Genomic DNA, 18,860 nt, shown 5'->3' with positions numbered 1-18,860 from the left:
CTCACGAGCCGCCGATAACGTCGTTCTCACCAGGACACCGGAGAGGACCCCCACCATGACCGGCACGGCATTCATCGAGCCATCCCTTCAAGGCAAACGCGCCCTGGTCACTGGCGGTACCAAAGGAATTGGTGCCGCCGTCGTGGCCAGATTGGCCGATGCGGGCGTACGAGTAGCCACCACCGCGCGATCATCCGCGCCAACAAAGGCAGAGCTGTTCATCAAGGCCGACATTGGCACCAGCAAAGGGACGGACCAGGTTGCGAGGGAGGTCTTGCGGATATTCGGCGGGATCGACATCGTCGTACACAACGCTGGCGGGTACGACGTTGAGCCGGGGCCGGCGACCACCTACCACGACGAGCACTGGCAGCGGACGTTGGAGCTGAATCTGCTCTCCGCGGTCAGGCTGGACAGGGCATTCCTGCCGTCGCTCATCGCCCAAGGCTCCGGAGCGATCGTGCACATCACGTCCATCGCGGGCCGCATGCCGACCACCGGTCCACTTCTCTACAGCGCAGCCAAGGCCGCGCTTTCCATATACAGCAAGGGACTCGCCGCCGAGGTGGGCCCAGTGGGCGTACGGGTCAACGCGGTGCTGCCCGGGTTCATCGAGACCGAAGGGGCCCAAGCGGTGCTCGACCGAATCGCCACCGATGGCGATCGCGAAGCCGCCCGACAGGAACTGATGCGGCAGCTCGGTGGCGTACCGCTGGGCCGGCCAGGCCAGGCCGACCCGAAGAGGTGGCTGAGTTGGTCGCTTTCCTGACTTCCGACCGCGCGAGCTGGATCACCGGAGTCGAATACGCCATCGACGGCGGCACGACCCCAACCCGCTGATCAGGACATCTGGACCGGTTCGGTACGTCCTTCGGCGGCTCGGTCGGACGGCAGGAGCAGGGTGCTGGCGCGTTCGAAGCGGGCGTCGATGCGCTCCCAGCCGGGTGCCGCGTCGGACGCGCTGCGCAGGTTTTCGCCGCTTCGGCCGGCCCGCGAGATCCACCTCTACTGTACGGGCTGGTTCTCCCTAAGTAACCGACGCGCTGGTTCCGTCGAGCGGGGCTGCCTTGGTGGCGTACGTGCCGATTGATGGCTCCAGCAAGGCATAGGAACCAGCGGTGAGCCGAGCCAACGCCGTTCGGATCGTCCTTATCGCCTGGTTGGCGCGAAACCTGGCTTGGCGGTCCGCGGCGATCGCCCGATGAGCCCCGCCGATGAGGGCCGCGACGACGGCCGGGTTCGCGGAACCGTCACCGGCCGCGGCCAGGACGCTGGCCAGTTCTTCTTCACGGCGATCCATGATCTCGCGAACGCGCGCTCGCAGTGCGGGGCTCTCGTCGATGGTGCGCAACCAGTCCCGATTCAGCTCGTCCGCGGTGAAGAGCGGATCGGATCGCAGGCTGTCATGCACCAACGCGTACCACGCGGACTGGCCGGTCGCGCGACCGAGAACAACGCCAGCCGGCGCCGCGATCGCCTCGTCCTGCCGATCGAAGAACAAGTCTTCCTTGGTGCCGAAATAGTTGAAGATCGTGTTGACGGAGACCTCCGCCGCCCGTGCGACCTCCGCGAGTGTGACCTGCTCAAACCCGCGTTCTTCGAACAGGGCCGTCGCCGCGGTCGAGATCGTCAGCCGCGTGCGCTGCTTCTTCCTTGCCCGCAACCCCATCTCGGCCATGTCGACATGCTATCACCTTCTGCTATCATCCCAAACTTGGAGTCAGTGCATATTTTCGTTAGCTCCAAATATCCAGACCTGGGACGTGGAGAGAGAAACGATGCGCATCAAGAGAGCAGTCGCCACCGTACTAGCTGTCACCACCACGGTGCTGACAGCTAGCACGAACCCAGCCGCGGCCCAGTCAACAGGCACAGTCCAAGTGCATCCCACGAAGGCGCTGGCCAGGATCGAGCCGGGCGCGGTTGGCGCCGACGTACCGTTTTGGAACCCGCATCTCAAGGATGCGCGAACGACCCAGCTGATCCGGGGCGCCGGCATAGGCACCCTCGATTTTGATGCTGGCGCGCCGCTGGATCTTTACGACTGGCGGCACAATCAGTTGCGACCGGATCCCGACGCCGCTCGCGACGCCCCCCTTTTTTTGGCGACTGGACCGGCCTGCGCCCCCACCTTCACCTTCGATGAGTTCGAAGCGACCGCCCGTCGCGCAGGCGTGCGCACCACTGTGCACGTGAATTACGGAACCGGCACCGCGGCTGAGGCGGCGGCCTGGGTGAACTACGCGAACAACGTCCGCCATGACCGCGTCCAGAACTGGATGATCGGCGCAGAGGTGTGGCTCGACCAGATTTTTGAGCCCAACAACCGGGTGTCCACCACCAGCCCGGAACCTCCAGAGCTCGACGGGACGCGGTACGCCAAGGACGTGATCGCGTTCGCAGCGGCGATGAAGGCGGTCGATCCGACGATCAGGATCGGCGTCGAGTTGGCGACCGTCGTTGCTGGCCAGGAAAACGCGGACGACCAGGCGAAATACTTCACCGCGTGGAACCGTGCGGTCGTCGCCACGCCGGGACTGACCAGCGCCATCGACTACGTGGACATCCACGGACTGCCCAGGCACCCTGACGAGGACCCGACGATCACCGGAGCGCTCGCGGCCGTGCGTACGGTGCCGGCGACTCTGGCGGCCATGCGAGCGGACCTCGACCACCACCAAGGGCACCAGGTGACCATCACCGTCGGTGAGGTGAATTCCTTTCCCGCCGGCAACGAATACACCACCACAACAGGAAATGCCGCGTACCTCGCCGACGCGCAGGCAACACTGCTGGAACACGGCGTCACCTCGGCGCACTGGTTCGCGCTCTACAGCGGACTGAACCAACCAGCACCGGGCGCTGACCTCGGCCTGATTTCCAGCGGAAGTTGCCTTCCCGCAAACTCCGGTCAAGTGTGCGAGAGTGCGGCCGGAACTCCGTTCGCGACCTATTACGCGGAGAAACTGTTCGGTTCGGTCGCCGTCCCGACCGGTACGTGGATCGCGACCGCCACCGCCACCGCTGGGGTCTCCACGCACGCGGTACGACTGCCGAACGCGACGGTGAAAGTCCTACTGATCAACACAAGTGGTGCAACAACGCAACCAGAGACGATTTCCGTCGATGGCGCGTGCCCCACGACTGAGGTCAGGGTCAGCCAGACGAGTGCCAGCGGAATCACGACGTGGTCCCAGGCTGGCAATACCTCGATCGTGCTACCTCCGTACTCGGTAACAGTGGCCACGTACCGAAGCGCAGGCGCGCTTTAATCGGAGCCACTCGCATCTCGGCTACGACCACGCCCATCCCACGCCGCGACTGGTCGTCGGCCGGCGCACGATGGCGGTCGACCGGCCGATCCGACGCGGCCCGCCACCCTGCTGTTCCACGCCGTCGACCTGTCCGGCGGGGTCCGGATCGAGGCCGAGGTGGTGCGAGAGCACCACGGCCCGGACCCCGCGCGGCTGATTCTTCAGGTTGGGGAACAATTGCTGGCCGAGATCGCCCCTAAGCGCTGCCGCCTTGTGCGGCCTGTGCGACGCGGATCAGTTTCTCCACGTTCTGCGGCAGGGTGGTCTGAAAGTCCTGCAGGCGCGCCCATTCCGGGTGGATGGTGATCCGCACCATCTGCGGATAGAGCGACCGTACGCCCGCCTCCCATTCCGCGTGCCCCGCCAGCGGCACGATCTTGTGCGAGGCGTCGATATACTCCTGCGGAATCCCGTCCACCACCTCGGTGCTGGCGGTGCCACGAATCAGCAACACCCGCGGCGGGAAACCCTCGGTGTCGATGGTCAGCGCCACCTTCGGAAACTTTCGCAGCGCCGGGTATTTCAGTGAGTTTGTCGTGGTGCACATGACGATGTCCGCCCCGTTCCAGTGAAACGCCATCGGAACGACCCGCGCGGAAAGCCGTCTTCACCGTTGAAAGCGAACCGTGCCGGAATGGCCGAGTTGATCAGTTCCTGCGAGATGGGCTTGGTCAACTCGTTCATGACCTTTTGGTGATCCATTAGAGTATTCCCTTCGAGAGATAGAATGTTAGTGGCGCGGGACGGGTCAGACAGTAGACCAGAACTGGCAGTGGTGGGTGGCGTCCAGATCGACGCCGCGCACCGCGGCCGGCGCCAGTGACTGCGCGTTGCGGCCGGTGAATGGCGCCCAGTGTGGTTGCCCGGCGCGATTCGGATCGCCGTTCGCGGCGAAGGTCGCCCAGTAGCTGATCAGCTGGTCGGACAGTAGCTGTTGGTCGGGCCGGAAGGTGTACGGGAAGCCCTGGTCGAAGAAATAGGTCACCTCCGATGAGTGGTAGGCGCGTGGCGGGAAGCCAGGCGGGAAGGCGAAAAAGCCGGTCGGGGCGTCACGGTCGGCGAACTCGTACGCGTAAACCGTGGTCTGCTGCGCGAGCAGCCGGTCGTCTGTCAGGTGCCCACAGCTCCAGACCCGGTCGGTGTGCGCGGCGGTCAGCGCGACCGCTCGGGTCGCCCACGGATCGGTGTCGTTGGCCGGATAAGTCGCCCGTACCCGCGGTGCCGCCGCGCCGAATTCCTGCTGGAGCAGCCGCCCGTACGCGAGCTGTTCGTCAGTCATGAAGCCGACGGTGAGCGCGGCCTCGTCCCGAGTGGTCCCGGACATCACTGGAACGCGGGGAAAGTGGCCGGCCGCGAGGGCGAGGTCCGGGCGTTCGGGCAACGTCGAATTCCCGTACGCGAGCGGGGTCGTGACGGGGGTCGGGCTGGCGTCGATGATCGCGCCGGCCGGCGTCCGACGCAGACAGTCGGCGACGGTCGACGGGTCCGTACACCCCACCTTGGCGGCGAGGGCTGCACTGCGGGATCGCAGTTGCGGCACCGAAATCCACGGCGAGCCGGCTGGATCGCCGACCTTGATGCCATTGACAGGCCACGTCATCGAGCATGATCCGCTCTGCATGATCGCGCGGTCGAAAAGGCCGCGCGCGGCCGGCGAGGCGAGCTGCCCGCACACGTCGTAACCACCACCGGACTCACCGAAAAGCGTGACGTTGGCAGGGTTCGCACCGAACGCGGCGGCGTTGCGGCGCACCCAGCGCAGCGCGGCCTGCTGGTCCTGGAGCGTGAAACTCGACGTGTTTCCCAGCTGCGGCAAGGAGAAGTTCCCGAACACCCCGAGCCGGAAGTTGATCGAGACAACCACCACGTTCCCGCCAACGGCCAGCCGGTGCGCGTCGAAGTCGCTGGCGTTCAGGAAACTGTTGCCGCCGCCGTGCAGCCAGACCATCACCGGCTTGCGACCGGCCGTGGTCGGTGTGGTCACGTCCAGGTAGAGGCAGTCCTCCACCTCGGTACGCGCGTGCGCGCCATCGGTCTGCGCGCACCGTGGCGACGGTTGGGTCGCGTCCCGTACGCCAGTCCATGGATGCGCTGTCCGCGGCGACCGCCACCGCAGGTCGCCGACCGGTGGCGCGGCGAACGGGACGCCACTGTAGACCTGGTAGCCGGCGGCGGACTTTCCGCGTACCAGCCCGTTTTCGGTACGGGCTATCGGATCGCTCGCCGTCGCGGCGGCGGCCGGCGTCAGCAGCGCACCGGCAACCGCCGCGACGAGCATTATTGTCACTGTTTTCATGGGAATTTCCCTCCGGCCTTGCTGATGAACGGGTCAGCTGGCGAAGACGCCGCTGGTGACGTTGACGAAGGTGCCGGTGATCGCGCCGGCGTGGTCGGAGGCCAGGAACGCCGCGGTGGCGGACAGCTGTGCCAGCGTCGGCGATCGCTTCGTCATCCGCATCCCGTCCAGGTGCTGCAGGATGCCCTGGAAGGTGGCCTCGTCGATCGGCGTCCCGCTCTGCGCCGCGATCTTCTCGGCGGACAGCGTTTCGGGCAGGCCGGCCGTCCAGATGCCCACCACCCGTACACCCCGCGGCCCGATCTCGAGGGCCAGGTTGCGGACGAAGGTGTCGACCGCGGCGTCCGCCGGTCCCGTTCCGCCCATCATCGGGCTGCCATGGGCCGACCCGCTGTCCAGCGCCAGGATCACCCCCGAACCCTGCCGCACCATGTGCCGCGCGGCGGCGCGGGCGGTGATGAAGTTAGTGGTCAGCCGGTTGACCACCGGCCGGGTGAGGTCGGCGACCGTGATGTCGACCAGCGGGACGTTCTGCAGGTCGCCGGCGCTCACCACGTTGAGGGACACGTCGATGCTCCCGGCGGTGTCCACGATCAACTGCGCGTGGTCGGTGACCGCCTGCTCGTCGAGCGCGTCCAGCACCGCGACCTGCGCCCGGCCGCCGGCCGCGGTGATCTTCTTGGCCACCAGCTCCAGCGGCTCGCGGGTACGCCCGGCGAGGAACACCCGGGCACCCTCGCGGGCGAACGCGGCCGACACCGCGCCGCCGATCGAGCCGCCCGCGCCGTACACGATGGCATTGCGGTCTTCGAGGTTCATCTCAGTTCTCCCTGGTCAGTACGACTGTCGGTGACTACGAACGTACGGACGGCGGGGACTGCCGGAATCCGCATCGGCATCAGTACTTCGGCCCGTAGGGTATGTTCCGTGCTTTCCGGCAGGGCAGTCGAACAGGACGCGATCGACGCGCTTCTCGCGTCCGCACGCAGCGGTGTCAGCGGCGCGTTGGTGCTGCGCGGCGAACCCGGCATCGGCAAGACCGCACTGCTGGACTACGCGCGTGAGAAGGCCGACGGCATGCAGGTGCTGCGTTGCGTCGGAGCGGAGTCCGAGGCGGCGCTGCCGTACGCCGGCCTGCACCTCGTCCTTCGGCCAGTGCTCGGCCAGACGACCAAGCTCCCGCCGGCCCAGCGGGCGGCATTGGACGGCGCCTTCGGGCTCGGTGGCGTCCCCACCGACCCGTTCGCGATCGGCGCGGCCGTGCTGGCGTTGCTGGCCGAGGCCGCGGAGACTGGCCCGCTGCTCTGTCTGGTCGATGACGCCCAGTGGCTGGACCGTTCGTCGGTGGCGGCCATGCTGTTCGCCGCCCGCCGGCTGGACCGCGAGGGTGTCGCCGTCCTCTTCGCCGCCCGCGAGTACGCCGAGGTGCTGGTCTCGACCGGACTCCCGGAGCGCCGGCTGGCCGGGCTGGCCGAGCCGGACGCGCTTCTGCTGCTCAAAGCCCATGCGGACCTGACTGACGACCAACGCCGACAACTCGTCGCCGAGACCCACGGCAACCCGCTCGCGCTGCTGGAGCTGCCGGCGGTCGTCTCGACCACGGCCGGGCCGCTGCCGTTGCCGCTCACCAGTCGTGTGCAGGACGCCTTCCACCACCAGGTGCGCGCGCTCCCGCCCGCCTGCCAGGCGTTGCTGCTGGTCGCGGCCGCGGACGACACCGGCGACCTGCTGGTCCTGCTGGCCGCGGCCGCGGACCTCGGCGCCAGCAGCACCGACCTGCAACCAGCCGAGGCGCGGGGCTGGTGACCGAATCCGCTGGCACGCTCAGCTTCCGGCACCCGCTCGTACGCTCCGCCGTCTACCACGGCGCGCCGCTGGTCAGGCGGCTGGCCGCGCACAGCGCGCTGGCCGCCGCGTACGGCCGCCAGCACGACGCCGACCGGCGGGCCTGGCACCTCGCGGTGGCGGCCACCGCACCGGACGAGCGGATCGCCGGTGAGCTGGAGGCGGCCGCCGACCGGGCCGTCGCGCGCGGCGGCTTCGATGCCGCCACCAGCGGATACGAGCGGGCCGCCCAGCTGAGTGAGGACTCGGCGGCGACGATCCGGCGGCTGGTGCTGGCCTGCGAGAGCGGTCTGCACGGCGGCCGGCCGGGGTGGGCTCGGACTCGGACGCGGGCCGAGCGGGCCGCGCCGGCAGTCATCGACCCGGTGATGCGGGCCCGGCTGATCGCCGTACGGGCGCGGGCCGAATACAACTCCGGCAACATCGCGCTCTCCCACGACCTGCTGTCCCAAGGAGCCGCGCTGCTGGCCGGCGGCGACCCGGAACCGGCGTTCTGGCTGGTCGCCGAGGCGCTTCACGCGGCGTGGTCGGCACCGGCCGACGCTGAGATGTTCGCCCGTACCGTCGACCAGTTCGGCGAAATCGGGCTGCCGGCCGACCACCCGCTGATGGCGGTGGTGTGGCTTGCCCGCTGGTGTACGGCGGCGATCCTGCGCCGCGACACCACCACCTACCCGCCGCTGGCCGACCTGGTCGAGAAGGCCGAGGCCGCCGCCGCCGGCAGCGACCCGCGGATCCTCACCGAGGTGGCCAACTGCACCTTCACGCTGGGCCTGGACGCCGACAGCGCGCGGATCGCCGCACGCAGCGTCGCGAACGCACGTCGCGAGGGCACCGTGGAGCCGCTGGCCGACTGCATGGGCACCCTGACGCTTTGCGAGACCTTCGCCGGCCGGCCCCGCGAAGCGCTGGTGACCGGCACCGAGTCGGCCCGGCTCGCCGAGCACACACCGGGTTGGCGCACTGGCGGACGTACGCGGCGAGCATCCTCGCCTACGTGGCCGCGACCCGAGGCGACGAGAGCGGCTGCCTCACCTCGTACGAGATCGCCGCCGCCGAGCCTCGTGCGCACCTGTCGGCGGTCGCCTGGACGCAGTCCGCGCGCGGGTTGCTCGACCTCGGTCACGGCCGCGTCCAGGACTGCTTCAACCGCCTTTCGCGGCTGGTCAGCGGCCCGGCGCGGCACCATGGCGCGGCCTTGCGATGCCGGCCCGACCTGGTCGAGGCTGCCGCCCGGCTGGGTCGGCTGGACGCGGTCGCCGAGCCGTTCGCCGAGTTCCGGCGCTGGGCCGCGGTCGTTCGGCAGCCCTGGCTGGACGCGCTCGTGGCCCGCTGCCACGCCTTGACGGCCACCGACGCGAACGCCGAGAACCACTTCCTGACGGCCCTGGCCGGTCCGGTAGACCGGCCTCTCGAACTGGCCCGAACCCAGCTTCTCTATGGCGAGTGGCTGCGGCGCGTACGCCGGAAGGTCGACGCGCGTGTCCAACTGGAGGCGTCGCTGCGTGCCTTCGACGAGCTGGGTTGCGGGCCGTGGGCGGCGAGGGCCAAGGCGGAGCTTGGCGCCTCAGGAGCGACCGTGCCCGGGGCCGTACGCCAAGACATACTCGCGGCGCTGACGCCTCAGGAACTGCAGATCGCGGTCCTCGCCGGCCAGGGAATGTCGAACCGGGACATCGCCGCGCAGCTGTTTCTCAGCCCCCGCGTACGGTCGCCTACCACCTCTACAAGACCTACCCCAAACTCGGCATCACAACCCGTACCGAACTTTGCGCCCTGGTCTGAGAAAGACGATACATCCCGAGGTATGCATGCCCGCTGGAACCTTGTCCGCAGGCCGCTTCTTTCGCGTAGGTCGAGAATCTTCCGGTCCAGATAAGTTGAACGCGCGCGCTCTGCGTTTTGTTGGGGACATTGAGAAACGACCATTTCCTGATAGGCGAAACGCGGTCAAACTGTCGGCGGCGGCGGTAGAATTAGTGTCATGGCCGCCGGCGAGGAACTCAACGCTCCAGAGCTCTGGATGTGTCGCCCCCGGCAGCTGGCGGACCTGCTACGCGAAGCTGAGCAGGACGTCCGGCGCCGGCAAGCGCGGGTGCTGGATATTGTCGCGGCGATTCACCAGAATAGGGTCGGGAAGGCTCTCGGGCACGAAACCACCATCGGCATGCTCCAAGACAACCTGCTGCTATCGCCCACCGAAGCAGGACGACGTCTCAAACGAGCCCTGAATCTGTGCAACAGCGAAGCCCTGACCGGTGAAGCCCTCGCACCCAAGCTTGGCATTGTCAGCGAATCCATGCGTCGAGGCGAACTCGCCGACTCTCGAATCGACACCATCATCGGCATCGTCAACAAACTCCCCGCCCGCGTCAACATCAAAGAACGCGAAGACGCCGAGGCATCCCTGGTAGAGCACGCGAAAAGCTACCCCGCCCGCCGCCTGGTCGAATTCGGCCAACGTATCCATGACCACCTCGACCCGGACGGCCCCGCACCCACCGAACGGGAGAACGAGAAACCCAGGCGCGAACTAAACCTGCACACCGGACGCGACGGACGGCTGAACTTCAGCGGCTCCTTCGACGGCGGAACCGGCACCCTGTTCAGTGAGATCCTCAGCCCCCTAGCCAAACCTCGTCCCGCCGAAGACGGCCGCCCCGACCAGCGATCCGGTTCCCAACGCAATGGGGACGCTGGCGGGGATTTTGGGCATGGCCGCGACGCTAAGCCGCCTCAACGGCTCCCAGATGCGGAGGCCAGCGACACTACGCCACAGCGGTGCTTGCTGGGTATCGGCAGGCGATGATCTTGGTTGCGCGATCGGTTGCCTTCGGCCACTACCGAGTGCGATGGAATCGGGTGATATCCGTCGACGCCGTCCCTAGACTGAGCGCAGCGTCATCGCGTAGTCAACGGAAGGTGCATGTACATGCCCAAGGTCATCGTCCCGGTCGGCTTCGACAGCGGGCCGGTCTGGCCACTTGAACCAGCCGATCAGCCGACCTGCTATGAGGTTCTACTCGGAGACGGATCGCTTCAGCTCACCGAGGATGCCTACTTGGTGTGGGCCACCGCCATGCTGGACCGGCAAGCGCACGCCGAAGTTCGTTTCAACCGTGCTGACCTGCTCAAACTTACAACCGGCGACGAGCGGATCCCAGATCCTGAAGTCATGATCGAGAAACTGCTGAACAGCAAGATCTTGGTCGAGTACGACCCGGATGATCCGGCTCGGTTCCTTCAGGACTACAAGCTGCACCTGCTCGCCGAAGGCTCCGGAAACACGAAGGAGCATCCCGACACGTTTCGCCTGAGTCGCCGGGGCGAAGTTGTGCTTGAGCTGTATCACGATGCCTACGCGATGCTTCGAGGCATGCCGTACGTGTCGAGCATGTCAGTGGAGATTCAGACCTACTCCAAAGCGCTGCCGACCGATGGCACGTTCACCCTTGATGAGCTGTCCGTGATGTTTGCTCGGGCGGTTCCGTCGATAGTCGCTACCCGCTGCGGGTATCTGCAACCGTCATGACCACGCCCGACCCGATCCAGAGCCAGCCTCGGGCGGCGTTGCCAGCGGCAACGTCGCCCAAGGTTCGGTCGCGTTTTGCTCGCCTCGTTACGATCCAGGACAAGGATGAGACGAAGAGTTTCTGGGAGAAGACGGCTGACGCTGGCGCGAAGTTCGCGATAACGCTTCCTACCAGGGTGGCTTTGGCGGGCGGGTTGGCGCTGAACAGCGGGTCGTGGGAATTGATCACGGTGCTCGGCGCCGGTGTTGCTGTGGATGTCGCGTGGACGATTGTCCGGTCGAAGTTGAAGGACCAGGCGGCGATCGAGAAACGCGAGGCACAACTCGCCAAGAAGCTCGACGTTGACACGGATCCGTTGGAGCAGCACAAGGAAGCGCGCGACAGGATCGATGCCCTGGAGCAGGCGGTCGCCGAACACTCCGAGCCGGTCGCGAAGATCGAGTCGCTTGAAGGTAGACAGCTTGATCAGGGGCAGAAACTGGGCCAGGTTGTCCAAGCCGTCCGGATGGACCACAACAAACTTGAGGCGCAAGGCGAGCAGCTATCAGCAGTCCGGCAACAAATGCAACACCAGGCCGCGCAGCAGAATCAGTTGCAGAACGACAGCCAACAGTTTTTCAACGCCGTACGCGAGGCTTTCGACCAACAGAACCAACATTTCGACGACCGGCTCAAACAGACTGTTGAGCAGCAGAACCAGTACTTCGAACAGCGGGTTCAGCAGGCTGTAGCTGAGCAGGTTCCTCAAGCTGTTGCCGCGGAGGTCCAACGGCTACTGGCTGCTGGAGTTCTTGCACCGGTTGCTTCACAACAACAGGCCGTCCAGCAAGGTCAGCAGGCGTCCGGCCCTTCGCTGCAAGGGCGTCAGACGCCGGCATCGATTGGAGGGGACAATGGCCCACCACCAGTTACACGTAAGGGGGCGTTGCGGCGCTTCGCGGACAGCATCGACCGTTTGCAGGGGCGGGAGCCGAAGCTGACGCCGAATGAGCAGTGGCACAAAGATCGAAACGAGCAGGCAAAAGAAGCCGGTCGAGCACGGGACGAGGCGGCGGTGTCCGAGCGTCAGCAAGGGGCCAACCCTCAGCCAGCCGTGCCGTACCAATCTGTTCACGACCAGAACGCACCTGCGGCCCCATGGCAGGCCGGTACTGGGCATGGATATACCGGTCCAGAGCCGAAGCTAGAAAATCAGGCAGACCAAGCACCTTCGGAGCAGCCAGACCTGCGTCAGCCCCTCAACCTCGGGCAGAGCTTGACGCCGCGTGCGAGCAAGAAGGGACCGAAGAAATAGAGCTGGGTCAGCTGGAGACCAGATTCGTTCTGTAGATAGACAACAGCACCTCGCTGTTGTCGGTCAAGGTGCTGTTTTCAGCAGGGTTAGGAGCTGCCGAGGCCGCCTTCTTGGATCCCAAGGACGAATGTTCGGGAGATTATCTGATTTCTCCAGGCGGAACGGTAAACGTCGAAAACTGTTTCTACAGCCGGAACGAGACCAGTTGAGGCCTTTCCGGCCGGATATTTTCGGCGATATGGCAGATGTCAGTTGTGGCCCGTCGATGCGCTTGGTTACCCTCCCGCCCTCACTGGAATCTCGGGATGGGGTGGGAGATGCAAGGCATTCCTCGACGCGGAATTCTCGCGCTTTTGGGGGCGGCCGCGGCGACACCGTTCATCGGTGACCTGCCGGCGGCCGCCAGCCAGCCGGCAGAGGTGGGGGCGGCCGCGTCGGTCAACGCATGGGTGGCCGCCTCGCTGGACAAGGTGCGGGCGGACCGGGCTTGGCCAGGTACGCCACCGAACACGTTGCGCTTCCTCGGCGCTGGAAATGAACGCCATTACGGCCAGATCGTGGTCACCGCTGGATCCGACACGACGGTCACCGCGACGGCTTCTGACCTGGCGGGCCCGAACGGCGCGAAAATCCCGGCGTCCGCCGTCGCGTTTTTCTACCAGCGCTACGTCAACGTCAGTCGGCCACCGCAGAACTCCAAGTATCTGAGCGGCTGGTGGCCGGACGCGGTGGTGCCGAGCAACCAGGTCCCGGCCGGCGCCAACGGCAACAACGCGTTCATGGTGACAGTGCGGATTCCGGCCAACCAGCCGGCTGGGGTATACAGCGGATCCGTCACGCTCACTGGCGGCGGCGCACCGACGACCGTGCCGGTCACGCTGACCGTTTGGGGTTTCTCGATTCCGGTGGTGCCGAGCACCGTCGGTGCCTTCTGGCCGTGGTATCCGCTGGCGGCGCAGGCCGAGAACGTGAAATGGGGAACGCCGGAGTTCAAGACCCGAATGGACGCTTATTACAACTATCAAATGGACCACCGGGTCATGCCGAACTATCCGCCGATCATTGGTGACCCCGGCCCCGGGCCGTACTATGCGTCACCCGGCGAAGCCGAGCCGGACGCATACATCGCGCAGATCGCCGCGTATGTCAATGATCCACGCGTGGTGAAATTCCAGATGCCGTCCTACGCCCGCGGCGACCAGACCAACAGCATCACCGTCGACACGGCCAAGCTCGACAAGGTCGCCACCTACCTGCGTCAACAGGGCCTGATCAACAAGGCGTATTTCTATGTCGGCGACGAGCCCGGCGACGACCATGCCGAGGACACCCTTGTCGGTGCGTACAAAACGCTGCATCAGTACGCACCCGAAGTGCCGACGATCATGACGTTGACGCACCGGCCGCGTCAGTCGTTGCTCAACGAAAAAACAATGCCTGGGTCCTCGAAGAACACGCCGTCGCGATGCTGGACGAGCCACGCGCCGTCGACACCCTGAAGGCCCGCGGCGACCTGGTGTGGACCTACATCTGCATCGGCGACATGTGGCCGTACCCGGGTGTGATGATCAACGACTCGCTGGTCGGTTCACGACTGGTCCCCTGGTTCCAACACTCGCAGGGTTACACACGGCCTGCTCTACTGGTCGACGACTTGTTTCGGCTCCTGGGATGGGCATGACTACCATCCGCGCAATGTTTTCAACGACCCGTACACAAACAACGACTCGGCCGGCGATGGTTTTCTGCTTTATCCAGGCGCGCAGGCCAATGTTCCTGGTCCGGTCGGGTCACTTCGGCTGCACGCGGTCGAGGCCGGCATGCAGGACCGCGAGCATTTGTTCCTGTTCGAGAAGCGCGGTGTCGAGATCGCCCAGCAGCTCGGCGTGGACGATCGATTCACGGTCGAAGAGCTACTCAAGCCATATTTCGGCGTACTTTATGACTGGCTGGACAGTTATCGGGACAACCCCGATCTGTTTGAGAGCATCCGTACCGAAGTCGGTGTCCAGCTGGACCGGGCGATCAACGGCGAGCCGGCGATCGTCCTCATCGGTGGCCAGCCGCGCGCCTACCACGTACCAGTGACGGTGTACGTCCGTACGTCCGAAACGGCGTGCCGGTGACGATCCAGGGGCCAGGCCGGTACCCCGGTGGAACGAACCGCCAAGGCGGACGTACATCGTACGATCGTGCCGCTGCCGGCCGGCTACCAGAAGGTGACCGTGACCGCCGGCTCGGACACCCTGACCCGGTCGGTCCAGGTCGGTCCGATCGGGCTGCCGCACCCGGTACGAATCAACTCCTTCGAGACCGACGCGGACGCCGCCCGCTTCGGGGACGCGACCGCGACGGTCAGCCGCTCGACCGACCATCCCAAGACCGGCAAGTCCAGTCTGAAAATCACCTTCGGCGCCGGCCAGGACAGCTCCGGCCTGTTCATCCGTGGCGCCGAGCACGTCGGGCGGCGAGACTGGAGTCGGTTCCGCGAACTCGCTTTCGAGGCGTACAACGACTCCGACCGAGTGCTGGGACTGGACTGCACATTTTACAACGAGGGCGCGAAAGATCCGGAGCATCACGTCTATCTCGCGGCGCGGCAGTGTGGCAGACCGTACGGATCAAGCTGTGGCACGCGCTCGCGGACATCTACCACCCGCAGTCCGGCCTCTTCGACCTCAGCACGTTGACGTCCGTGCAGTTCTCCACTACCAAACAGCCCGCGCCGACCACGCTCTACATAGACGATCTGCGGTTCGAGTCGAACAGCGTCGTGCTGGAAAATCCTGGTACGGCCATGCGGTTGGACGACAGTGGGGTGCTCACGTACGCGCTGGCCAAGGCCGATGGGTCGATCGGGTACGCGCGGCGTACGAATGGCGACAACTGGACGCAGTCGTCCGTACCGGGGCCTCTCGCCGGTTCGGCCGTGTCCGTGCTGGACCTGCGCGGCAGGATGAATCTGCTGGGTATCGACCAAAATGGCGCGCTGGTATGGCGCCGGGCCACCGTAACCGGCTGGGAGAACCTGCCGGGGCCGGGCGTGAAACTGACCGGCTCACCGGCGGCCGCGATCGACTCGATTGGACGGCTCACCTTCCTGGCCCGAGGTGCGGACAATTCGCTGGTGGCCGGGTGGTTGGACAGCCCGATCTCGGACAGCTGGCACACCGCGGCGATCGCTGACGTGGCCACTGGTTCCCAGGCGGTGGCGTTGGACGATCCAAGCGTCGCCTTGGATATCAGCGGCAAGCTGTGTTTTTTTTCGTCCAGACCAATGGAAATCAACTGCTACACGGCTGGCAGGACACGCCCGGCTCCTCGACCTGGCACACCGCGGTCATCCTCAACAACGGCAACGGTGCCGCCGTACCGGTGGCCGGCCGGATAGGCATGGGCCAGGGCGCTCCGGGCCGGCTGTGCTTCATGGCGCGTGACCCCAACGGCAAGCTGTCGCACGGATGGCAGAGCACGCCGGGCAACGGGCCGTGGCTCTGGGCCACCCTCACGCCGACCACGGACGTGGACGACGACGGCGCCCACGTGACACCTACCGTCGCCGGTGATCCTGTGGTGTCGCTGGACTCCGGTGGGCGGTTGACATTCGTCGTACGAACCGCCGATGGCAAGGTGCTGCACGGTTGGCAGGACCACGCGGACAACGGCCCGTGGCACTACACGGTCATCCGAAACGCGTCTCACACGTACGCGATGCTCACCGACGACGTCATGCTGTCGCAGGACGACATTGGGCGCCTGGTTTTCACTGGCCCCGGCCAGAACGGGACGGCCACCGTCGGATGGCAGGACACTGCGTCCTGCGGGCCTTGGCATATCACCAGCCTCAGCACCAATGTGCGAAAGACTCGCCGTACGAGATAGCACGCCAGCGAAAGCCTCCCTGTCGCCAGCCGGAACAGGGAGGCTTTCAAGGCCGGAGTCGACGGGCACGCAGCACGAGGCGCAGCGTGTGCGGCCCGTACCCGCCGACATAAACGCGTTCCCCGCTGCCTGGGATCAGTAGTTGAAATAGACGGTCGCGGTTGACGAGCATTTGTCCCACGCTTTGGACCTGTCCTCACACACCTTGATTTCTGCGCGCGCACGATTACCCTCAGGATAATACCGATCAGACAGGTTTCCTGACACGTACTTCATGCGGGATGACCGAGCACTCTGTTGCTTGCCTCCTCCGCTCGCCCAATACCAGCTCCCGCTGGCGTCCTGAATCCAATAAGACCAGTACACCTCGACATAGACGGGGTTACCGTTGTTGGACATGTCGACCCAGTTCATTCCTACCGTCGCAAACGGGCCGTTTTTGGCGAAGTCGCCGTAAGCCTTGGCGATCGGCGTGCTTCCACTCATCGCGGTGACAGCCCAAGGCGCACCAGCCGCCTGCGCTGCCGCCGGCGCCAGCAACGCTGTCGTGACCACAGCCGCTGTGGTAGCTGCGAACACCGTGACCGCTCGACTCAGAAGCAATCTCGTCTTGCCATGCCGGATGCGAAACATCAGCGATTTCCTCCTGGAGGGTCTGGGGACAACTGCGCAGAACCTACGGAGGGGCGCTAAACGATCCCTAACAAGCGGCTAACCGCGGCAACCTCGATGAGGACGCCGTCGTCGACCCACTTCGAGCAGTCACCTCGGTACGCGGGTTCGTCTCTCCGGTTGCTAACCGCCCAATGTGCGTCTACGCTAACCGTTCGTGGCTACTTACGGAGGCGGGCGCTTGCACACGTACTCGATGACCCCATCCGTGGCGGATTCTTGCCCGAAGAGGAGAAAAACTCATGAGAACAACGGCGTCGATGCCGTCTGTCAACGGGCCAGCCACGATCGGCGTCCCCGTAGAGCAGGCATTTCGAGCCCTTACCCGCTCGTTCGACACGATTGATTACGGCGGCGTCCGGTCGATCCTGTTGGATGGATTTGCCGAGACGGTGGCGAACCAGAAATGACCGCACCCATCGATGCGATGAAGCTGGCTCGCGATGAGCGAGCCGACCTTGCCGATCTGCTCATCGCTTTGACCCCAGCGCAATGGCTAACGCCGTCGCTGTGTGCCGGATGGCGAGTGCGCGATGTCGTCGCGCACATGTTTTTAGCTACGAGGAACTCGGCACCGGGCGCCTTATAGGCCGCTTCGTGACCGGCGGCATCCTTCCGTCCAAGGTCAATGCTGCCGGTGTCGCCGCATATGCTGACTACAGCACGGATGCCCTTGTCGCGCTGGTGAAGGACCACCTCCATCCACGCGGGCTCACCGCGGGATTCGGTGGCCGAATTGCCCTCACCGACGGAGTTATCCATCACCAGGACATCCGCCGCCCGCTCGGCATACCCCGCGACATTCCCGCCGAAAGAATGCACGCCGTGTTGCCATTCGGACGCACCGCTCCCACTATCGGCGCGGCTAAACGCATCCGAGGCCTGACGCTGGTGGCGTCCGATCTCGACTGGGTCGCCGGGACAGGGCCGGCCGTTGAGGGACCCGCCGAGGCCCTGCTGATGGCCATGGCCGGACGCCATGGCATCGTCAAAGAGCTCTCCGGTCCAGGACAGCAGATTCTCGCCGAGCGCATTGGCACTTGACGATCACCGCGTCGCGGTATTGTGTCCGCGACGAGAACGGAGTTTCCTGGAAGGGCAACGGGTGTACGGCAGGCGCTAACGCGGTAGGCAGTCGCGGGCGAATGCGATCAGCTCGCTGTCGTACCGGCCCGCTCCACTTGCGTAAAGGCCGTGACCGGCGCCGTTCATCACCACCAAAACGACTGCCTGGCACCAGCGCCGCCGCTCGTTCGCCAGTAAGCTCGATCGCCGCGGAGCGGTCGGCACTGCCCTGGATGACGAGTGTCGGTAGGGTGAATTGGGCCAGCTCCTGACGCAGGTCTGCGCGGGTGAACGCGCGCTGGGTCTCGAGCAGGATCTGAAGTGGAGTGTCGACGATCTGGCGGCGAGTCCAGTCGGCGAGCGCCGGAGAGACTTCGAGGCTGGCGCCGAAATAGTCGCTCCACGGGGCGGCGTCCACAAACGCACCTATATCGTCGCGCATGGCCTGGCGCGCACTCTCAAAACGAGGACTCCTCAATCCCGCCGGGGTTGTCCTTGGTGCGCAACAGAGAAAGGGCGCCATGGGTGCGCTTAGGACGACTCCAGCCGCACGGCTGGTGCCATGGCGAGTGAGGTAGCGGATGATCTCCGCAGCACCCATGGAGTGACCTACCAGCAAAGCGTCTGAGACGTCCAAACAGTCCAGGACAGCGGCCAGGTCATCGGCCAGGGTGTCGAGGTCGTAACCACTACCTGGCCGATCGGAGCGGCCGTGACCGCGGCGATCGTAGGTGACACACCGAAATCCAGCCGCTGTCAGGTCTGGAACCTGGGCGCTCCACATATCGGAGTTGAGTGCCCACGCATGGACTAACACCACCGGCGGTGCTGCCGCGGAACCCCAGTCGCAGAAAAAGATAGGGGTGCCGTCTTCGGCTGTGACGAAAGGCATGGAGATCCTTTTGAGGTTGCAGGGAAAGGACTTGGCCCACCACCACAGTGCTGCCCTCCGCCTGGCG

The 18,860-nt window shown here is 65.5% G+C and carries 23 protein-coding genes and 2 pseudogenes; 18 read left to right on the top strand and 7 right to left on the bottom strand.

The window, feature by feature from the left end; all coding sequences use genetic code 11:
- The first annotated feature begins 55 nt into the window (after positions 1–55).
- Positions 56–769, top strand: a complete 714-nt coding sequence (locus GNX96_RS00665; protein ID WP_279578928.1) for an oxidoreductase — start codon at positions 56–58, stop codon at positions 767–769.
- A complete protein-coding gene (locus tag GNX96_RS47510; RefSeq protein WP_279578927.1) occupies positions 745–840 on the top strand; it encodes a hypothetical protein in 96 nt (31 codons plus the stop codon). The genes GNX96_RS00665 and GNX96_RS47510 overlap by 25 nt, the downstream gene beginning before the upstream one ends.
- A 187-nt stretch (positions 841–1,027) precedes the next feature.
- On the opposite strand, the gene GNX96_RS00660 is transcribed toward GNX96_RS47510, so the two are convergent.
- Positions 1,028–1,678 (bottom strand): TetR/AcrR family transcriptional regulator, encoded by a 651-nt coding sequence (locus GNX96_RS00660; protein ID WP_163566616.1) that lies wholly within the window; start codon positions 1,676–1,678, stop codon positions 1,028–1,030.
- A 100-nt stretch (positions 1,679–1,778) separates the two neighbouring features.
- Here GNX96_RS00660 and GNX96_RS00655 point away from each other — a divergent pair, with 100 nt between their 5' ends.
- Positions 1,779–3,272, top strand: coding sequence for a hypothetical protein (locus tag GNX96_RS00655; protein ID WP_163566615.1), 1,494 nt, complete (start codon positions 1,779–1,781; stop codon positions 3,270–3,272).
- 21 nt (positions 3,273–3,293) lie between these two features.
- Here the strand turns inward: GNX96_RS00655 and GNX96_RS47505 are convergent, their stop codons facing one another.
- From GNX96_RS47505 to GNX96_RS00640, 4 genes are all read right to left on the bottom strand, one after another.
- Positions 3,294–3,446, bottom strand: a complete 153-nt coding sequence (locus GNX96_RS47505) for a hypothetical protein (RefSeq protein WP_279578926.1) — start codon at positions 3,444–3,446, stop codon at positions 3,294–3,296.
- Positions 3,447–3,510: 64 nt separating this feature from the next.
- The gene (locus GNX96_RS00650) at positions 3,511–3,861 is read right to left on the bottom strand and encodes a pyridoxamine 5'-phosphate oxidase family protein (protein WP_279578925.1); all 351 of its coding nucleotides are present in this window, start codon (positions 3,859–3,861) and stop codon (positions 3,511–3,513) included.
- A gap of 201 nt (positions 3,862–4,062) precedes the next feature.
- The gene (locus GNX96_RS00645) at positions 4,063–5,610 is read right to left on the bottom strand and encodes a carboxylesterase/lipase family protein (protein ID WP_279578924.1); all 1,548 of its coding nucleotides are present in this window, start codon (positions 5,608–5,610) and stop codon (positions 4,063–4,065) included.
- Between the two features lie 33 nt (positions 5,611–5,643).
- Positions 5,644–6,429 (bottom strand): SDR family NAD(P)-dependent oxidoreductase, encoded by a 786-nt coding sequence (locus tag GNX96_RS00640; protein ID WP_163566614.1) that lies wholly within the window; start codon positions 6,427–6,429, stop codon positions 5,644–5,646.
- 108 nt (positions 6,430–6,537) lie between these two features.
- On the opposite strand from GNX96_RS00640, the gene GNX96_RS47500 reads away from it, so the two are divergent.
- The 13 genes and pseudogenes from GNX96_RS47500 (at position 6,538) to GNX96_RS47480 (ending at position 16,164) form a co-directional block, all read left to right on the top strand.
- A complete protein-coding gene (locus GNX96_RS47500) occupies positions 6,538–7,416 on the top strand; it encodes an ATP-binding protein (RefSeq protein ID WP_279578923.1) in 879 nt (292 codons plus the stop codon).
- Positions 7,413–8,801, top strand: coding sequence for an ATP-binding protein (locus GNX96_RS47495; RefSeq protein ID WP_279578922.1), 1,389 nt, complete (start codon positions 7,413–7,415; stop codon positions 8,799–8,801). Before GNX96_RS47500 ends, GNX96_RS47495 begins: the two co-directional genes overlap by 4 nt.
- The gene (locus GNX96_RS47490; protein ID WP_279578921.1) at positions 8,780–9,334 is read left to right on the top strand and encodes a helix-turn-helix transcriptional regulator; all 555 of its coding nucleotides are present in this window, start codon (positions 8,780–8,782) and stop codon (positions 9,332–9,334) included. Before GNX96_RS47495 ends, GNX96_RS47490 begins: the two co-directional genes overlap by 22 nt.
- 105 nt (positions 9,335–9,439) lie before the next feature.
- Positions 9,440–10,264: a DUF222 domain-containing protein gene (locus GNX96_RS00630; RefSeq protein WP_163566613.1), complete on the top strand. Its 825-nt coding sequence runs from the start codon at positions 9,440–9,442 to the stop codon at positions 10,262–10,264.
- A gap of 123 nt (positions 10,265–10,387) precedes the next feature.
- The gene (locus GNX96_RS00625) at positions 10,388–10,987 is read left to right on the top strand and encodes a hypothetical protein (protein WP_163566612.1); all 600 of its coding nucleotides are present in this window, start codon (positions 10,388–10,390) and stop codon (positions 10,985–10,987) included.
- The gene (locus GNX96_RS00620; protein ID WP_163566611.1) at positions 10,984–12,282 is read left to right on the top strand and encodes a hypothetical protein; all 1,299 of its coding nucleotides are present in this window, start codon (positions 10,984–10,986) and stop codon (positions 12,280–12,282) included. Before GNX96_RS00625 ends, GNX96_RS00620 begins: the two co-directional genes overlap by 4 nt.
- A gap of 317 nt (positions 12,283–12,599) precedes the next feature.
- Complete coding sequence (locus GNX96_RS00615; RefSeq protein ID WP_163566610.1) at positions 12,600–13,781, top strand: hypothetical protein; 1,182 nt, start codon at positions 12,600–12,602, stop codon at positions 13,779–13,781.
- On the top strand, positions 13,748–13,963 hold the full coding sequence (locus GNX96_RS00610) for a hypothetical protein (RefSeq protein ID WP_163566609.1): 216 nt from the start codon (positions 13,748–13,750) through the stop codon (positions 13,961–13,963). The genes GNX96_RS00615 and GNX96_RS00610 overlap by 34 nt, the downstream gene beginning before the upstream one ends.
- Positions 13,917–14,063, top strand: a pseudogene (locus GNX96_RS62045) (hypothetical protein); the annotation flags it as partial. The gene GNX96_RS00610 and the pseudogene GNX96_RS62045, both read left to right, overlap by 47 nt.
- Positions 14,064–14,102: 39 nt before the next feature.
- Entirely contained in the window at positions 14,103–14,408 is a 306-nt protein-coding gene (locus GNX96_RS47485) for a hypothetical protein (protein WP_279578920.1), read from the top strand.
- A gap of 27 nt (positions 14,409–14,435) precedes the next feature.
- On the top strand, positions 14,436–14,972 hold the full coding sequence (locus tag GNX96_RS00600) for a hypothetical protein (RefSeq protein ID WP_163566608.1): 537 nt from the start codon (positions 14,436–14,438) through the stop codon (positions 14,970–14,972).
- Positions 14,885–15,673 (top strand): hypothetical protein, encoded by a 789-nt coding sequence (locus tag GNX96_RS00595; RefSeq protein WP_163566607.1) that lies wholly within the window; start codon positions 14,885–14,887, stop codon positions 15,671–15,673. Before GNX96_RS00600 ends, GNX96_RS00595 begins: the two co-directional genes overlap by 88 nt.
- 35 nt (positions 15,674–15,708) lie before the next feature.
- Positions 15,709–16,164 (top strand): hypothetical protein, encoded by a 456-nt coding sequence (locus GNX96_RS47480; RefSeq protein WP_279578919.1) that lies wholly within the window; start codon positions 15,709–15,711, stop codon positions 16,162–16,164.
- Between the two features lie 135 nt (positions 16,165–16,299).
- Here GNX96_RS47480 and GNX96_RS00590 read toward each other — a convergent pair whose 3' ends face one another.
- Entirely contained in the window at positions 16,300–16,797 is a 498-nt protein-coding gene (locus tag GNX96_RS00590) for a hypothetical protein (RefSeq protein WP_163566606.1), read from the bottom strand.
- A gap of 281 nt (positions 16,798–17,078) precedes the next feature.
- On the opposite strand from GNX96_RS00590, the gene GNX96_RS00585 reads away from it, so the two are divergent.
- Positions 17,079–17,246, top strand: a complete 168-nt coding sequence (locus GNX96_RS00585; RefSeq protein ID WP_279579049.1) for a hypothetical protein — start codon at positions 17,079–17,081, stop codon at positions 17,244–17,246.
- Positions 17,243–17,880, top strand: a pseudogene (locus tag GNX96_RS00580) (maleylpyruvate isomerase family mycothiol-dependent enzyme). Before GNX96_RS00585 ends, GNX96_RS00580 begins: the two are co-directional and overlap by 4 nt.
- Here GNX96_RS00580 and GNX96_RS00575 read toward each other — a convergent pair.
- Positions 17,825–18,793: an alpha/beta fold hydrolase gene (locus tag GNX96_RS00575; RefSeq protein WP_163566604.1), complete on the bottom strand. Its 969-nt coding sequence runs from the start codon at positions 18,791–18,793 to the stop codon at positions 17,825–17,827. The pseudogene GNX96_RS00580 and the gene GNX96_RS00575 sit on opposite strands and share 56 nt — an antisense overlap.
- Between the last annotated feature and the right edge of the window lie 67 nt (positions 18,794–18,860).

This window comes from Fodinicola feengrottensis (assembly GCF_010993775.1).
GTDB lineage: Bacteria > Actinomycetota > Actinomycetes > Mycobacteriales > HKI-0501 > Fodinicola > Fodinicola feengrottensis.
The sequence above is the reverse complement of the archived record's forward strand: the minus strand, read 5'-3'. Positions and strand labels throughout refer to the sequence as shown.

Coding starts and splice junctions, on each gene's coding strand:
- GNX96_RS00610 (WP_163566609.1), top strand. CDS start 13,748: ATGCTGGACGAGCCACGCGCCGTCGACACCCTGAAGGCCCGCGGCGAC.
- GNX96_RS00590 (WP_163566606.1), bottom strand. CDS start 16,797: ATGTTTCGCATCCGGCATGGCAAGACGAGATTGCTTCTGAGTCGAGCG.
- GNX96_RS47485 (WP_279578920.1), top strand. CDS start 14,103: ATGCAGGACCGCGAGCATTTGTTCCTGTTCGAGAAGCGCGGTGTCGAG.
- GNX96_RS00620 (WP_163566611.1), top strand. CDS start 10,984: ATGACCACGCCCGACCCGATCCAGAGCCAGCCTCGGGCGGCGTTGCCA.
- GNX96_RS00585 (WP_279579049.1), top strand. CDS start 17,079: ATGAGAACAACGGCGTCGATGCCGTCTGTCAACGGGCCAGCCACGATC.
- GNX96_RS00645 (WP_279578924.1), bottom strand. CDS start 5,610: ATGAAAACAGTGACAATAATGCTCGTCGCGGCGGTTGCCGGTGCGCTG.
- GNX96_RS47480 (WP_279578919.1), top strand. CDS start 15,709: ATGGCGCGTGACCCCAACGGCAAGCTGTCGCACGGATGGCAGAGCACG.
- GNX96_RS00625 (WP_163566612.1), top strand. CDS start 10,388: ATGCCCAAGGTCATCGTCCCGGTCGGCTTCGACAGCGGGCCGGTCTGG.
- GNX96_RS00650 (WP_279578925.1), bottom strand. CDS start 3,861: ATGTGCACCACGACAAACTCACTGAAATACCCGGCGCTGCGAAAGTTT.
- GNX96_RS00575 (WP_163566604.1), bottom strand. CDS start 18,793: ATGCCTTTCGTCACAGCCGAAGACGGCACCCCTATCTTTTTCTGCGAC.
- GNX96_RS00655 (WP_163566615.1), top strand. CDS start 1,779: ATGCGCATCAAGAGAGCAGTCGCCACCGTACTAGCTGTCACCACCACG.
- GNX96_RS00630 (WP_163566613.1), top strand. CDS start 9,440: ATGGCCGCCGGCGAGGAACTCAACGCTCCAGAGCTCTGGATGTGTCGC.
- GNX96_RS00640 (WP_163566614.1), bottom strand. CDS start 6,429: ATGAACCTCGAAGACCGCAATGCCATCGTGTACGGCGCGGGCGGCTCG.
- GNX96_RS00665 (WP_279578928.1), top strand. CDS start 56: ATGACCGGCACGGCATTCATCGAGCCATCCCTTCAAGGCAAACGCGCC.
- GNX96_RS00615 (WP_163566610.1), top strand. CDS start 12,600: ATGCAAGGCATTCCTCGACGCGGAATTCTCGCGCTTTTGGGGGCGGCC.
- GNX96_RS00660 (WP_163566616.1), bottom strand. CDS start 1,678: ATGGCCGAGATGGGGTTGCGGGCAAGGAAGAAGCAGCGCACGCGGCTG.